At 69.1% G+C, this 13082-nt stretch carries 13 protein-coding genes and 1 pseudogene; 9 read left to right on the top strand and 5 right to left on the bottom strand.

Annotated features, from left to right (window positions below):
• Nucleotides 1–26 precede the first annotated feature (26 nt).
• The 5 genes and pseudogenes from PVZ72_RS11080 to PVZ72_RS24080 form a co-directional block, all read left to right on the top strand.
• A complete protein-coding gene (locus PVZ72_RS11080) occupies nt 27–944 on the top strand; it encodes an aldo/keto reductase (protein WP_273861898.1) in 918 nt (305 codons plus the stop codon).
• Nucleotides 945–2237 (top strand): NTP/NDP exchange transporter, encoded by a 1293-nt coding sequence (locus PVZ72_RS11075; protein ID WP_273861897.1) that lies wholly within the window; start codon nt 945–947, stop codon nt 2235–2237.
• Between the two features lie 98 nt (nt 2238–2335).
• On the top strand, nt 2336–3454 hold the full coding sequence (locus PVZ72_RS11070; protein ID WP_273861896.1) for a metallophosphoesterase: 1119 nt from the start codon (nt 2336–2338) through the stop codon (nt 3452–3454).
• Nucleotides 3455–3671: 217 nt separating this feature from the next.
• Complete coding sequence (locus PVZ72_RS11065; protein ID WP_273861895.1) at nt 3672–4625, top strand: GlxA family transcriptional regulator; 954 nt, start codon at nt 3672–3674, stop codon at nt 4623–4625.
• 158 nt (nt 4626–4783) lie between these two features.
• Nucleotides 4784–5500, top strand: a pseudogene (locus PVZ72_RS24080) (winged helix-turn-helix domain-containing protein); the annotation flags it as partial.
• Between the two features lie 621 nt (nt 5501–6121).
• Here PVZ72_RS24080 and PVZ72_RS11055 read toward each other — a convergent pair.
• The 4 genes from PVZ72_RS11055 to PVZ72_RS11040 all read right to left on the bottom strand — a co-directional run bounded on the left by PVZ72_RS11055 (nt 6122) and on the right by PVZ72_RS11040 (nt 9450).
• Entirely contained in the window at nt 6122–6562 is a 441-nt protein-coding gene (locus PVZ72_RS11055; protein WP_133861573.1) for a helix-turn-helix domain-containing protein, read from the bottom strand.
• A gap of 115 nt (nt 6563–6677) precedes the next feature.
• Nucleotides 6678–7265, bottom strand: coding sequence for a DedA family protein (locus tag PVZ72_RS11050; protein WP_273861893.1), 588 nt, complete (start codon nt 7263–7265; stop codon nt 6678–6680).
• A gap of 80 nt (nt 7266–7345) precedes the next feature.
• The gene (locus PVZ72_RS11045) at nt 7346–8068 is read right to left on the bottom strand and encodes a pirin family protein (RefSeq protein WP_133861571.1); all 723 of its coding nucleotides are present in this window, start codon (nt 8066–8068) and stop codon (nt 7346–7348) included.
• Between the two features lie 155 nt (nt 8069–8223).
• Nucleotides 8224–9450 carry an MFS transporter gene (locus PVZ72_RS11040; RefSeq protein ID WP_187980425.1) on the bottom strand — a complete coding sequence of 409 codons (1227 nt, stop codon included), beginning with the start codon at nt 9448–9450 and terminating at the stop codon, nt 8224–8226.
• A 97-nt stretch (nt 9451–9547) separates the two neighbouring features.
• On the opposite strand from PVZ72_RS11040, the gene PVZ72_RS11035 reads away from it, so the two are divergent.
• The gene (locus tag PVZ72_RS11035; RefSeq protein WP_133861569.1) at nt 9548–10468 is read left to right on the top strand and encodes a LysR family transcriptional regulator; all 921 of its coding nucleotides are present in this window, start codon (nt 9548–9550) and stop codon (nt 10466–10468) included.
• Between the two features lie 36 nt (nt 10469–10504).
• Here PVZ72_RS11035 and PVZ72_RS11030 read toward each other — a convergent pair whose 3' ends face one another.
• Nucleotides 10505–10912 carry a DoxX family protein gene (locus tag PVZ72_RS11030; protein ID WP_187980424.1) on the bottom strand — a complete coding sequence of 136 codons (408 nt, stop codon included), beginning with the start codon at nt 10910–10912 and terminating at the stop codon, nt 10505–10507.
• Nucleotides 10913–11208: 296 nt separating this feature from the next.
• On the opposite strand from PVZ72_RS11030, the gene PVZ72_RS11025 reads away from it, so the two are divergent.
• From PVZ72_RS11025 to PVZ72_RS11015, 3 genes are read left to right on the top strand one after another with little or no spacing between them, the layout of a single operon-like run.
• Complete coding sequence (locus tag PVZ72_RS11025) at nt 11209–11634, top strand: DoxX family protein (protein ID WP_187980423.1); 426 nt, start codon at nt 11209–11211, stop codon at nt 11632–11634.
• A complete protein-coding gene (locus tag PVZ72_RS11020) occupies nt 11631–12260 on the top strand; it encodes an antibiotic biosynthesis monooxygenase (RefSeq protein WP_273861892.1) in 630 nt (209 codons plus the stop codon). The genes PVZ72_RS11025 and PVZ72_RS11020 overlap by 4 nt, the downstream gene beginning before the upstream one ends.
• A complete protein-coding gene (locus tag PVZ72_RS11015; protein ID WP_273861891.1) occupies nt 12257–13075 on the top strand; it encodes an alpha/beta fold hydrolase in 819 nt (272 codons plus the stop codon). The genes PVZ72_RS11020 and PVZ72_RS11015 overlap by 4 nt, the downstream gene beginning before the upstream one ends.
• Nucleotides 13076–13082 lie beyond the last annotated feature (7 nt).

Genomic DNA, 13082 nt, shown 5'->3' with positions numbered 1-13082 from the left:
CGAATTCGATCGTCGCGAGGCCCGCCATGCCGACCCGTCGCCATTTCCTGCAGACCACCACCGCCCTGGCCGCCGCGGTCACCGCCGCGCCCTGGCTGTGGCAGAGCGCCCAGGCCGCCGAGCCGTTGCTGACCCGCAAGATCCCGCGCAGCGGCGAAGCCCTGCCCGTCATCGGCCTGGGCACCTCGGGCAATCTCGATGTCGAGCTGAACGATGCCGCCCTGGCGCCACTGCAGGAGGTACTCAAGGCGTTGCTCGACGGCGGCGGCACCCTCATCGACACCGCGCCCAGCTATGGCAATTCCGAGCGGGTGGCCGGCGAGCTGGTGAAGCGGGCCCAGGCTCGCGAGCGGGTCTTTCTCGCCACCAAGGTGTCGTCCACCGGGCGCGAACGCGGCGCGGCGCAACTGGCCGCCAGCTTCAAGGCCCTGCAGACCGAACGCCTGGACCTGGTCCAGGTGCACAATCTGCAGGACACCGCCAACCAACTGGCCCTGCTGCGCGAACAGCAGCAGGGCGGCAAGGTGCGCTATGTCGGTGTCACCCACTATCGCGAAGCGGCGCTGGACGATCTGCTGGCCACGCTGCAAAAGGAGAAGGTCGATTTCGTGCAGTTCAACTATTCGGTGGGCGAGCGCGAAGCCGAGAAACGCCTGCTGCCCTATTGCCGCGACCAGGGCATCGCCGTGCTGATCAATCGCCCCTTCCAGCGCGGCAATCTGCTCTCCGGCACCCGTGGCAAGCCGCTGCCACCCCTGGCCGCCGAACTGGGCGCGACCAGTTGGGCGCAACTGCTGCTCAAGTTCATCCTCGCCGACCCGGCGGTGACCGCAGTGATCCCGGCCACCAGCAACCCACGCTACATGATCGATAACCTCCAGGCCGGTCGCGGTCGCCTGCCCGATGCGCGCCAGCGCGAGGCCATCGCCGGGCTGTTCGCCTAGATGAAGGATTGGCTCGGTCGCGTCCTCGACGCCCGCGCCGGCGAGTCGTCCGCGGCCCTGGCCGGCTTTGCGCTGTTTCTCTGCCTGTTCGCCGGCTACTTCATGCTGCGGCCGATCCGCGAGGCCATGGGCATCGCCGGTGGCGTGGAGAATCTGCAGTGGCTGTTCACCGCCACCTTCCTGGTGATGCTGCTCGCCGTGCCACTGTTCGCCTGGCTCAACTCGCGGGTGGCGCGGATTCGCTTCGTCGACTGGGTCTATGGCTGCTTCGCCCTCAACCTGCTGGCCTTCGCCGCCTGCTTCGCCAGCCTGGGCGACAGCGTCTGGCTGGCGCGTGCCTTCTATGTCTGGATATCGGTCTACAACCTCTTCGTGGTCTCGGTGGCCTGGAGTCTGATGGCCGATGTCTTCGACGGCGCCCAGGCGCGGCGGCTGTTCGCCTTCATCGCCGCCGGGGCCAGTGTCGGCGGGCTGCTCGGGCCGGTACTGGCCGCCGCCCTGGCGCCCCGGGTCGGCGAGGCGGGCCTGGCGCTGCTGGCCGCCGTGCTGCTGCTTCTGGCGCTCAGGCTCAAGGCCTATCTGATGGGCTGGCGCGAGATTCGTGGCGCCGGGCGGCCAGGGGCGCCACCGACCGAAAGCCCGCGGCGCCCGGTCGCCGGCAATCCCTTCAGCGGCCTGACCCGGGTGCTGGCCTCCCCCTATCTGCTGGCGGTGAGCGCCTTCGTCATCCTGCTGGCCACGGTCAGCACCTTTCTCTACTTCGAACAGGCACGCCTGGTGGCCGAGCTGTTTCCCGATCGCGCCCGTCAGGTGCAGGTGTTCGGCCTGCTGGATTTCGTGGTCCAGGCCGGCGCCCTGGCCAGCCAGGTGCTGATCACCGGCCGCCTGGCCCAGCGCCTCGGGGTGCGGGTGCTCCTGGCCGGGGTGCCGCTGCTGATGTGCATCGGCTTCCTGGGCCTCGCGCTGCTGCCCACCTTCGCCATGCTGGCGGGGCTGATGATCGTCAGGCGGATCGGCGAATACGCCTTCATCCGCCCGGGCCGCGAGATGCTCTTCGCGCCGCTGGACGCCGAGACCCAGTACAAGGCCAAGAACTTCATCGACACCGTGGTCTATCGCGCCGGTGACGCCGCCAGCGGCTGGGCCAAGAGTCTGCTGGACCTGCTCGGCCATGGCGCCTGGCTGCCGGCGCTGGTGGGCGCCGGTTGCGCGGCGCTCTGGGCCTGGCTCGGCTTCTACCTGGGCCGGCGGGCTGACCAGGCGGCCCAGGCCGACGAGGCGGAGCGGCGCTGAATACCGGCTGAATCGTTGTAGCCGGAAACAACCCGGGGCTCCGAGAGGCGCCCTGCAGGGTGCTAAGGTAAGGCCTTCTTCCTGCCTCAAGGCCCTCCATGTTCCGCTCCCGCGCCATGATGTACCTGGTCCTGTTCGCCCTGCACCTGTTCATCGGCCTCAGTGTCATCGGTAACCTCGGGCTGTCGCCTGTCGCCCAGCTGCCGTTCTGGGCCCTGCTGATCCTGTCCTTCGTCCTGGTGCCCCTGGGCTTTCGCTCGCGGGACATGAACTCGCGCCTGCTGGCCTGGGCGGCGCTGATCGCCATGGGCGTGTTTTCCAGCCTGGCGGTGTTCAGTCTGCTGCGCGGCCTGGTGGTGGCGCTCGCCAGCCTGGTCGGCCACCCGCTGGACGCCGCCTGGCGCGTCGGCAGCGCCTGGGTGGTGCTGGGGCTGGTGCTGCTGGTGGCGCTGCGCAGCGTCTACAACGCCCGCCGTACCGCCAAGGTCAAAGAGGTGGACGTGGCCTTGCCGACGCTCCCCGCTGGCCTGGACGGCCTGCGCATCGTCCAGCTCAGCGACCTGCACATCGGCCCGACCATCAAGGCCGGCTATCTGCAACGCATCGTCGAGCGGGTCAACGGTCTGGACGCCGACCTGGTGGCCATCACCGGTGACCTGGTGGACGGCAAGGTGGCCGAACTGCGCCAGGAATTCCTGCCGCTGCAACAACTCAAGGCGCGCCTGGGCACCTATGCCATCACCGGCAATCACGAATACTATTCCGGCGCCGAAGCCTGGGTACGCACCTGGCGCGAGCAGGGCCTGACCGTGCTGCTCGACGAGCATCGGGTGCTACAGCACCAGGGCACGCCCTTCGTACTGGCCGGCATCACCGACTACTCGGCGCCGCTCTATGTGCCGAGCCACCGCAGCGACGCCGCGATCGCCTTCGCCAACGCCCCGCAAGGGCTGTTCCGCCTGCTGCTGGCCCACCAGCCGCGCTCGGCGCCCAAGGCCGCCGCCGCCGGCGCCGACCTGCAGCTCTCCGGCCACACCCACGGCGGCCAGTTCTGGCCCTGGATGCACTTCGTGCGCCTGCAGCAACCCTGGGTCGCCGGCATCCACCGCCTGGATCGGTTGACCGTCTACATCAGCCGCGGCACCGGCTACTGGGGCCCGCCGCTGCGATTCGGCGCGCCCAGCGAGATCACCCTGATCAGGTTGCGAAAAGGGTAGCGGCAGGCGAAGCGGCGGTATCCGCATCCGACACGCCAGGAATCCCGATCCAGAGCCCCTGGGCGCTTCGAGCCCTGATCGCGCAAGGCAAAAGGCAGATGGATGGCCTTTTGCCACTGCTTGTCCTCAGGGGACAGATCCTTATCCTCGTCCCTGCATTCACCCGGACGCCCCAGCGTTCAAGGACCAACTGCAACACGGATAAGGATGTATCGCCATGACGAGGACAGTGGCTTTCTTGCTGGTCCCCGAGGTGCTGATGCTGGATTTCGCCGGGCCGGTGGAGGTGTTTTCCATCGCCAATCGCTATCTGGCCGCGGCTGACCACTATCGCATCGTGACCATCGCCGCCGGGCGGCGACGGACCCTGCGTTGTTCCAATGGCATGACGATACGCACGGAGCTCACCACCCAGCAGCCGCCCGCGGCCTATGACCTGCTGCTGGTGCCCGGCGGGCCGGGCGCCTATCTGGAGCCCCATCCGGACGTCGCGGCCTGGCTGCGCCAGGTGCCCGCGCAGTGCGCGCGCTACGGGGCGGTCTGCACCGGTACCTTTCTGCTGGGCAGTGCCGGCCTGCTCGATGGCCGGCGGGTGACCACCCACTGGAATTATCGCGAGCGCCTGGCGCGGCGCTTTCCCCGTGCCCAGGTGACCGCCGATGACATCTACCTGAGCGATGGCCCGCTGCTGAGCTCGGCCGGGGTCACCGCCGGCATCGACCTGGCGCTGGCGCTGGTGGCCGAGGACCATGGCAAGGCCATCGCCCGGGAGGTGGCCAAGGTGCTGGTGGTGGTGACCCAGCGGCAGGGCAAGCAGGCCCAGTTCAGTCCGCTGTTCGACGAACCTGAGGCGGCCACCGCCATCACCCGGGTGCAGCACCACGTCGTGGCGAACATCGACCAGGCCTATTCGATCAGCCGGCTCGCCGAGCTGGCGACCATGGGCACCCGCAACTTCGCCCGGGTGTTCAAGCGCGACACCGGCATGACGCCGCTGGAGTTCGTCCTGCGCGCGCGCATCGATCACGCCCGTGGATTGCTGGAGACCTCCGAGCTGCCGCTGAAGACGGTGGCCTTTCGCAGCGGCTTCGCCAGCGACCGCTGCATGCGCGCTGCCTTCCAGAGCCATCTGGGCCTGACCCCGGCGCAGTACCGCTATCAATTCAGCTGAAATCGGCGGCTGATGGCGGTATCACGCCCATCGATGGCAGCTTCTGGCCGTAGATCGTCGTACAACCTGCCTGGGCAGCGGCCAGAATGGTCCTACCTATCGGCTAAGGAGAGGCGCAGACGCCCGCGGGCGCCGGGAAGGAGTACCCCCGGCGACCCATGGCGGCGTGGCGCGGCATGGTCATGCAAGAGCTCAAGTCCCTGGAAGACGCCAGTGCCTTCCGCTTCTGCGGCCTGGTCCTGGATGCGCGACGGCGCCTGTTGCTCGATGGCGAGCGCGTGCTGCCCCTGCGCGGGCGGGCGCTGGACATCCTGCGGGTGCTGCTGGAACACCCTGGCGAGCTGGTCGACAAGCAGACCCTGATGACGAGGGTGTGGCCCGGGAGCGTCGTCGAGGACATCAATCTGCGGGTGCACATCTCGGCCCTGCGCCGGGTGCTGCGCCGCTACAGCGCCGACGATCCCATCCTCAGCGTCCGCCAGCGCGGCTACGGCTTCGCGCCGCCGGTGGAGCGGCTGGGCGAAGGCGACCTGATACCCCTGGTCGAGACGTCACCGCCGCTGACGCACCTGGAAGGTCGCGACACCAGCCTCGTCGAACTGCGCCGGTTGCTTGCCCAGCGCCGCCTGGTGTCGGTGGTGGGCACCGGCGGTGTCGGCAAGTCGCTGCTGGTCCAGCATCTGCTGCCCGTGCTGGCGGAGGACTTTGCCGACGGGATACAGAGTCTCGATCTCGCCGCACTGGGCCACATGATGGCGCTGGTGGAGCGCCTCGCCAGCGACCTGGGCCTCGCCAGCGGCAGCGGTCTGCCGGCGCTGCAGGAAGCCCTGGCCACGCGCCGCCTGCTGCTGGTGCTGGACAATGCCGAGCGGCTGGTCGAACCGGCGGCCTGGCTGGTGGAAAATCTGCTGCAAGGCTGTCCGCAGCTCAGGGTGCTGGTCACCAGTCGCGAGGCCCTGCGGGTGGAGGGAGAGGCCGTGTTGCGCCTGGCACCGTTGCCGATCGCGAATCCACCCTCGCACCACCTGCGCGAGGCCATGCGCGAACCGGCCTTTCGCCTGTTCGTCCGACGCGCCCGGGCGCGGCTGCCGGGGCTGCGACTGCAGCCGGCCGACGTGCAACTGGTCGGCGAGATCTGTCGGCGCAGCGAGGGCGTGCCCCTGGCGCTGGAGATCCTCGCCGAGCAGGTGGCGGCCCAGGGCCTGAACGGAGTGCTGGCGCAACTCGAAGGCGGCTACTACCTCAGTGTCCAGGGGCGGCGGACCGCGGCGCAGCGGCAACGCAGTCTCGGCGCCATGCTGGACTGGAGTCTGCATAGCCTGGGCGAGTCGGAATTCGCGGTGCTGGCGACCCTGGCCGAGGCCGGCGAGCGCTTCAGTCGCAGCGAGGCCCTGGCGCTGGCGGCGCAGCGCGGGCTGGAGGAGGCGCACTTCATCCCCCTGCTGGGGCAACTGGTGGAGAAGTCGCTGATCTTGGTGGAAGGCAGCGGGGCGACGCTAGGCTACCGCCTGCTGGCCATGCTGCGGCTGCATCTGCGGCAGTTCCGCCAGCAACCGCCGCTCCAGGGCCTGCTGCTGCCAGGCCAGCGGCGGGACCCCGATGGCGCGGGTGAATACCCGGCTCAGATGCGCCTGATCGAAGAAGCCGCATTCCAGGGCGATCGCCGCCAGGGGCAATTCGCGCTCGGCGAGTAATTGCTGGGCGCGGTGGATGCGCTGCTGCCGCAACCATTCCAGTGGAGCGAGCCCGGCACTGAGCTTGAACTGGCGGGTGAAGTGACTGCGCGACAGGCCGCAGACGGAGGCGACCTGACTGACGCTGATACCGCGCTCCAGATGCTGCAGCAGGACCTCCTTGGCCAGCCGTTCCTGCCAGGCGGCCAAACCGATCAGTCGGGTGCTGGATAGAGCCAGGGTGCTATCGACGGTCATGGACATGGCGCTCTCCCTATCAAACCAGCCGCGTCGCGCGACCGTCTGGATGAGAATGATTCCCTGCAGTTGTCTGACGTGCGAGTTGCCTATCGTTAATTAGCGTTAAGGCGGCAACGCTCTAGGCGCAATACTGTCGCGCCGGAGCTGGCCGAGGGTGCCGCCGGGCCAGCAGGTGCCAGCCCAGCAGGGCGAGGCCGAGCAGTCCGGCGAGCAGCAGGGGCGCCGGACCATAGGCCTGGAGTCTGTCGATCAGGGCCAGGATGTGTTCTTCGAACAGCTTTCCCAGGGCCAGGCCGGAGCCGATCCACAGGGTGGCGCCGCCCAGGTCGTAGGCCAGGAAGCGCCGCAGGGGCATGGCGCTGGCACCGGCGCTGAGGGTGGCGAGGGCCGCGGCGCCGGGGACGAACTTGGCCACCAGCAGCAGGCCGGGCAGGCGGGTAGCCGCCGGGACGTGGCCAGGCAGGTGGCGCAACAGCCAGGCGCCATGTCGCCGGCCGGCCCAGTACCAGAGCAGATCGGCCACGCCGGTGACCGCCACGGTAGCCAGCAGCGCCAGGAGCAATTCGGCTTCATCGGCCGCGGCGCCCATCACCACCAGCGACGGATAGGCCGGTACCGGCAGGCCCAGCTGTTCGCCAAAGACGTTCAGCGTCAGCCAGAGGGTGGCGTTACCGGCCACCAGGGAGGTCAGGGCTTGGGTGCTCATGGCGCGTTCTCGGCAAGGGGAGGCCGTTGGAGCGGCCTCCTAGCGCAAACAGGGCCTACGATTTCGCGAGCAAATCGTAGTCAGGGCATTTGCGGCAGTTCGTTGGGCCGCAGATCAAACACCAGCACCTCGGCGTCGGTGCCGTGGGCCAGCTGCAGTTCGCGCTCGCCGCGCAGCCTGGCGCCGTCACCGGCCTGCAGCAGGACGCCGTTCAGTTCCAGGCTGCCGCGGGCGACGTGCACATAGGCATGGCGCTCGGGGGCCAGTTGCAGAGTGGCACCTTCGCTGCCGTCGAACAGACCGGCGTAGACCCGGGCGTCCTGGCGCACTTCCAGCGAACCCTCGGCGCCGTCCGGCGAGATGATCAGGGCCAGGCGGCCACGCTTGGCCGCGGCGCTGAAGTGCTGCTGCTGGTAGCGCGGTTCGGCGCGGCGCACGTTGGGCACGATCCAGATCTGCAGGAAGTGCACGCTCTCGCGCTCCGAGTGGTTGTACTCGCTGTGACTGACGCCGCTGCCGGCGCTCATCAGCTGGACGTCACCGGGGCGGATCACCGAGCCGGTGCCCAGGCTGTCCTGGTGCTCCAGGGCGCCTTCGAGCACATAGGAGAAGATCTCCATGTCGCGGTGCGGATGCTCGCCGAAGCCCTGGCCTCCGGTCACGGTGTCGTCGTTGATCACCAGCAGGTCGGAGAAGCCCTGCTCCGCCGGATTGCGATAGCTGGCGAAGGAAAAGGTGTGGAAGGACTTGAGCCAGCCGTGGTTGGCGGCGCCGCGATCGGAAGCTTTACGAATGGCCAGCATGATGAGGCTCCTTGTCTGAGTGGGGCGCGGTCTGTTCCGACGCCATGGAAGTCATCCTACTGTGGCGCCTGGGTTTGATTAACGAGCTGGAAGGAGAATGGTCGTCCTGTTTTGGTTGACGATACCCCTGGCTGGCGTCACCTGCTGCTCCGCGCTCATTGAACCTGGCGCGGACGGGCCGGCCAGAGCCGGACGGTCAGCGCCAGCAGCGCGGTCGCCAGCGCCAGACCGGCGACGCCGCTCCAGCCCAGCCGCGCCAGCAGCAGGCTGCCCAGGGCCGCGCCGCTGGCCATGCCGATGAACATGCCGGTGAAGAGCACCGCGTTGAGCCGGCTGCGCGCCTCGGGTTCCAGGCCGTAGACCTGGGCCTGGTGGGCGATCAGGGTGGCCTGGACGCCCAGGTCGAAGATCACCGTCGCCAGCGCCAGCAGTACCAGACCGGCCACGCCCGGCAACCAGGGCAGCAGGAGCAGGCTGGCGAAGGCCAGGGCCGCCAGGCCGATGCCCAGCCGCGTCACCCATTCCGAGCCATGGCGATCCGCCAGGCGGCCGGCCCAGGGCGCGGCCAGGGCACCGGCGGCACCGGCCAGGCCGAAGGCGCCGGCGGCGGCGCTGCCCAGCTGGAAGGGCCCGGCGTGCAGATAGAGGGCGAGGGTCGACCAGAAGGCACTGAAGCCCACCGACAGCAGGCCTTGCGCCAGGGTCGCCCGGCGCAGCGCGGCATGCCGGCGCCAGAGCGCGCCCAGGGAGCCGAGCAGGGCCGGATAGCTGAGTCGGGTGGTGGCGGCGAAGGCGGGCAGGCCGCGCCACACCGCCACGCCGATGGCGGCGATGCTCAGGGCGGCGAGCAGATAGACCGCCCGCCAGCCAAACCACTCGCCCACCAGGCCGCTGACCACCCGGGACAGCAGGATGCCCAGCAGCAGGCCGGTCATCACCGTGCCGACGATGCGCCCGCGCGCGGCCGGCGGCGCCAGGGTCGCGGCGGCAGGGACCAGGTCCTGGGCCACGGTGGCGGCCAGCCCGGTCACCAGGCTGGCCAGCAGCAGCCCGTGCAGCCCCGGCGCCAGGCTGGCGCCCAGCAGCGCCAGCAGCAGCACGGCCAGCTTGGCCAGGATGATGCGGCGGCGGTCGAAGCGATCACCCAGGGGCGCCAGCAGCAGCAGCCCCAGGGCATAGCCGAGCTGGGTAAGGGTAGGGATCAGTCCCACGTCGGCGGCAGGTGCTGGCAGTGCGCCCGCGAGAATGCCGAGCAGCGGCTGGCTGTAATAGAGGTTGGCCACGCTCAGGCCGGCGCCGGTGGCCAGCAGGCCGAGCAGGGCAGGGGACAGGCTGGCAACTTGAGGTGAGGTGTGGCTATGCGGGAGTGGAATGTCGGTCATGGCGGTTCATCCGGTGGGAAGACGATGAACGCATTCTTCACCAGAGCCATCGCCACCTGTAGCCGAACGCCGGGTACAGGGGGTATACGTAGACCGTATGAACACCACCTTTACCCATGATCGTCTCGATCTGCTGGAAACCTTCGTGCGCATCGTCGAGGCCGGGAGCCTGTCGGCGGCTGCACGCCAGCTCGGTACCACGCAGCCCACCGTCAGTCGGCGCCTGCAGGCGCTGGAGGCCGCGCTGCAGGTGCGCCTGGTGCAGCGCTCGACCCACGCCCTGCGCCTGACCGAGGACGGCCAGCGCTGCTATCGCCAGGCCCAGCAACTGCTCGGCGATTGGCAGGCCTTCGCCGCCGCCCTGCACGGCGCCCATGCCGAGCCCGAGGGACGGCTGCGGGTGGTGATGCCCCATGCCTTCGGCCAGGAGCAGTTGCTCGATCCGCTGGAGACCTATCTGCGGCGCTATCCGGGGATGCAGGTGGACTGGGTGCTCAGCGACCGGGCACCGAATTTCGTCGCCGATGGCGTCGACTGTGCCATCCGGGTGGGGGTGGTGGAGGATCCGGACACCGTGGCGGTGCGCCTGGGCGACGTCCAGCGCATCCTGGTGGCGGCGCCGGAGCTGGCGAGCGCCCTGCAGACACCCGAGGAGCTGACGGCGCTGCCCTGGATCGCCATGACCCAGTTCTACCAGACCGAACTGCGCCTGCAGCTGGGCGCCACTGGCGAAAGCCGGCTGGTCCCCTTGCGGCCACGGCTGGCCACCGAGAGCCTCTTTGTCGCCCGGCATGCCGCGGTGCGCGGCCTGGGTTGCGCGGCGCTGTCGCACTGGATGGTGCGCGAGGACGTCGCTGCGGGTCGCCTGGTGCACCTGCTCCCCGAGTGGCAGGCGGCGCCCCTGCCGCTCTATCTCATCTATCCCTATGCCCGCGTCTACCCGGCGCGGCTGCGCCTGTTTCTCGAACTGGTGCGCGAGGCCTGCGCCAGGATGCTGGATGTGACAGCGCCCGCCTGAGCTCAAGGATCGGGCGGGCGCATCGAGCGAGGGCGATCAGGCAAGGCGGGCCGACCGCGCCGGCCGGCGGCCATCCAGGCTCAGGGCCCCGGCGCCGAAGGCGGCCACCTGCAGCAGGCCACCGGCGATGGCGACATTCTTGAGGAAGTGGATCAGCTGGTTCTGGTCGGCGAAGTTGTGGTGGAACACCAGGGCAGTCACCAGGGTGAAGGCGGCCATGGCCAGCGCCACCGGCCGGGTGCGATAGCCGATCAGCAGCAGGCTGGCGAGTCCCAGCTCCACCGCCAGGGCGCCGAGGTAGGCAAGGTCCGGGAAGGGCAGGCCCATGGCGGCGATGTAGCCCTTGGTGGCCGCCGGAGCGAGCAGTTTGCCCACGCCGCTGAACAGGAAGAGGCTGGCGAGCAGCAGGCGGCCGGTGGTGGCGGTGAGGGCTTGGGTGTTCATCGTCGACTGTCCTTGGTGAGGTCCGGCATCCGGTGTGGATGCGATGGGGCCAGGTTACTGTCCACCCTAAATTCGATTAAGTAGCCGTTCCGCGTTTCATAGTCTCTCAAGAGTTGACTATTTCCAACGTACTGATCCGTACTGTGACCTGAATCCTTTCACCTGCACGCCACAGCACAGACGTACAAAAACCAGCACAGACGTCCAAGGCCGCCCAGCGTCGTCCGGGTGAAAGTCCGCTCCATCGACGGCGCGGGGTCTTCTCGCAGCCGATTCTTTCCGCGGGAGGCTGGGCCATGGAACGCTTGCGACTGGATCTGGGACTCTTGTTCCTGCGCCTGGGTGGCGCCGGACTGCTCCTGGCGGTGCACGGCCTGCCCAAGGCGCTGCATTTCCGCCAGCAACTCGGGCTGATCGAGGACCCGTTGCACCTGGGTGCCTGGCCGACCCTGGGTTTCGCGGTCTTCGCCGAGGTCGTCTGCCCGCTGTTGATCGCCCTGGGCTGGGCGACGCGCCTGGCCTGCCTGCCGATCCTCGGCGTGCTGCTGATCGCGCTGCTGGTGGTGCATCCGCAGTGGTCCCTGGAAGAAGGCCAGTTCGGCTGGCTGCTGCTGGTGCTGTTCGGCACCCTGGCGCTCACCGGGCCGGGTCGCTATTCGCTGGAGGCGCGGCTGGCCAGGCGTCAAGCCACCCAGGGTGGTTTCGCGAGGGCGCTGTCATGAGTGCCGCACTCGGGCAGGACCTGCAGCAGGCCCACAGCCGCATCGTCACCCTGGTGATCCGCCACCAGCCCCTGGCCGACCAGCAGGACGCCTACCAGCGCTGGCTGCAGCGCGCCGTCACCGCCGCCCGCGCGGCCTGCGGCCACCTGGGCGTGGATGTCATCCCGCCAGCCGAGGCAGGCGCCGCCTTCACCACCCTGGTGCGCTTCGCCGACGTCGACCAGCTCCAGGCCTGGCTGGCCTCGCCCGAACGCCAGGCGCTGATCGCCGAGGTGGCGCCGCTGCTGCGCGAGGCCGATGCGCCCGAGGTGCATGCCGACGCCGAATTCTGGTTCAACCCGCCGCGCCCCGGCGTGCGCCCGCCGCCGGCCTGGAAGCAGGCGGTGCTGACCTACCTGGTCATCGCGCCCCTGACGATGCTGATCCCACCACTGTGGCAGCCGCTGTTCGCGCGCTATCCGCTGCTGGCCGGCACTGTGCCGAGCAACCTGCTGATCACCCTGTGCATCGTGCCGCTGGTGGTATTCCTGATCATGCCGAGGGTGAGCCGCCTGTGCGCGCCCTGGCTCAACGCCCGCTCGGGCGCCTTTTCCACTCCTTCCACCCACAGAGGCGAGCAACCATGAGCACCTTCACCACCCGCGACGGCGTCGAGATCTATTTCAAGGACTGGGGCAGCGGCAAGCCCGTGCTGTTCAGCCACGGTTGGCCGTTGGACGCCGACATGTGGGACTACCAGATGCACCATCTGGCCAGCCACGGCTATCGCGCCATCGCCTTCGACCGCCGCGGCTTCGGGCGCTCCGGCCAGCCGTGGAATGGCTACGACTACGACACCTTCGCCGACGACATCGGCGAGCTGATCGAGCACCTGGACCTGCGCGACGTCACCCTGGTGGGCTTCTCCATGGGCGGGGGCGACGTCAGCCGCTACCTGGCGCGCCATGGCTCGGCGCGGGTCGCCAAGCTGGCGCTGCTCGGCGCCGTCACCCCGCTGTTCGGGCGGAAGCCGGACTTCCCCCAGGGCGTCGACCAGGGCGTCTTCGACGGTATCCGCGGTGGTCTGCTGAAGGACCGCGCCCAGTTCCTCGCCGACTTCGCCCCGGTGTTCTATGGCACCAACCAGGGCCAGACGGTCTCCGCGGGCGTCTTCACCCAGACCCTCAACATCGCCCTGCTGGCTTCGCTGAAAGGCACCCTGGATTGCGTCACCGCCTTCTCCGAGACCGACTTCCGGCCGGACATGGCCAAGATCGGCGTGCCGACCCTGGTGATCCACGGCGACGCCGACCAGGTGGTGCCCTTCGCGACCACCGGTAAGCTGGCCGCCGAGCTGATCCGTGGCGCCGAGCTCAAGGTGTACGCCGGCGCCCCCCACGGCTTCGCTGTGACTCACGCCGAGCAGTTGAACCGCGACCTGCTGGCCTTCGTCGCTCGCTGAGCCTTCC

This window comes from Pseudomonas sp. LA5 (assembly GCF_028640825.1).
In the GTDB taxonomy this organism is placed as follows: domain Bacteria; phylum Pseudomonadota; class Gammaproteobacteria; order Pseudomonadales; family Pseudomonadaceae; genus Chryseomonas; species Chryseomonas aestiva.
Note: the sequence above shows the minus strand (reverse complement) of the source record. Positions and strands in the feature narration are given on the sequence as shown.

Excerpts from the sequence above, each read along its gene's own strand:
- PVZ72_RS11080 (WP_273861898.1), top strand. The coding sequence starts at position 27 with ATGCCGACCCGTCGCCATTTCCTGCAGACCACCACCGCCCTGGCCGCC.
- PVZ72_RS11075 (WP_273861897.1), top strand. The coding sequence starts at position 945 with ATGAAGGATTGGCTCGGTCGCGTCCTCGACGCCCGCGCCGGCGAGTCG.
- PVZ72_RS11070 (WP_273861896.1), top strand. The coding sequence starts at position 2,336 with ATGTTCCGCTCCCGCGCCATGATGTACCTGGTCCTGTTCGCCCTGCAC.
- PVZ72_RS11065 (WP_273861895.1), top strand. The coding sequence starts at position 3,672 with ATGACGAGGACAGTGGCTTTCTTGCTGGTCCCCGAGGTGCTGATGCTG.
- PVZ72_RS11055 (WP_133861573.1), bottom strand. The coding sequence starts at position 6,562 with ATGTCCATGACCGTCGATAGCACCCTGGCTCTATCCAGCACCCGACTG.
- PVZ72_RS11050 (WP_273861893.1), bottom strand. The coding sequence starts at position 7,265 with ATGAGCACCCAAGCCCTGACCTCCCTGGTGGCCGGTAACGCCACCCTC.
- PVZ72_RS11045 (WP_133861571.1), bottom strand. The coding sequence starts at position 8,068 with ATGCTGGCCATTCGTAAAGCTTCCGATCGCGGCGCCGCCAACCACGGC.
- PVZ72_RS11040 (WP_187980425.1), bottom strand. The coding sequence starts at position 9,450 with ATGACCGACATTCCACTCCCGCATAGCCACACCTCACCTCAAGTTGCC.
- PVZ72_RS11035 (WP_133861569.1), top strand. The coding sequence starts at position 9,548 with ATGAACACCACCTTTACCCATGATCGTCTCGATCTGCTGGAAACCTTC.
- PVZ72_RS11030 (WP_187980424.1), bottom strand. The coding sequence starts at position 10,912 with ATGAACACCCAAGCCCTCACCGCCACCACCGGCCGCCTGCTGCTCGCC.
- PVZ72_RS11025 (WP_187980423.1), top strand. The coding sequence starts at position 11,209 with ATGGAACGCTTGCGACTGGATCTGGGACTCTTGTTCCTGCGCCTGGGT.
- PVZ72_RS11020 (WP_273861892.1), top strand. The coding sequence starts at position 11,631 with ATGAGTGCCGCACTCGGGCAGGACCTGCAGCAGGCCCACAGCCGCATC.
- PVZ72_RS11015 (WP_273861891.1), top strand. The coding sequence starts at position 12,257 with ATGAGCACCTTCACCACCCGCGACGGCGTCGAGATCTATTTCAAGGAC.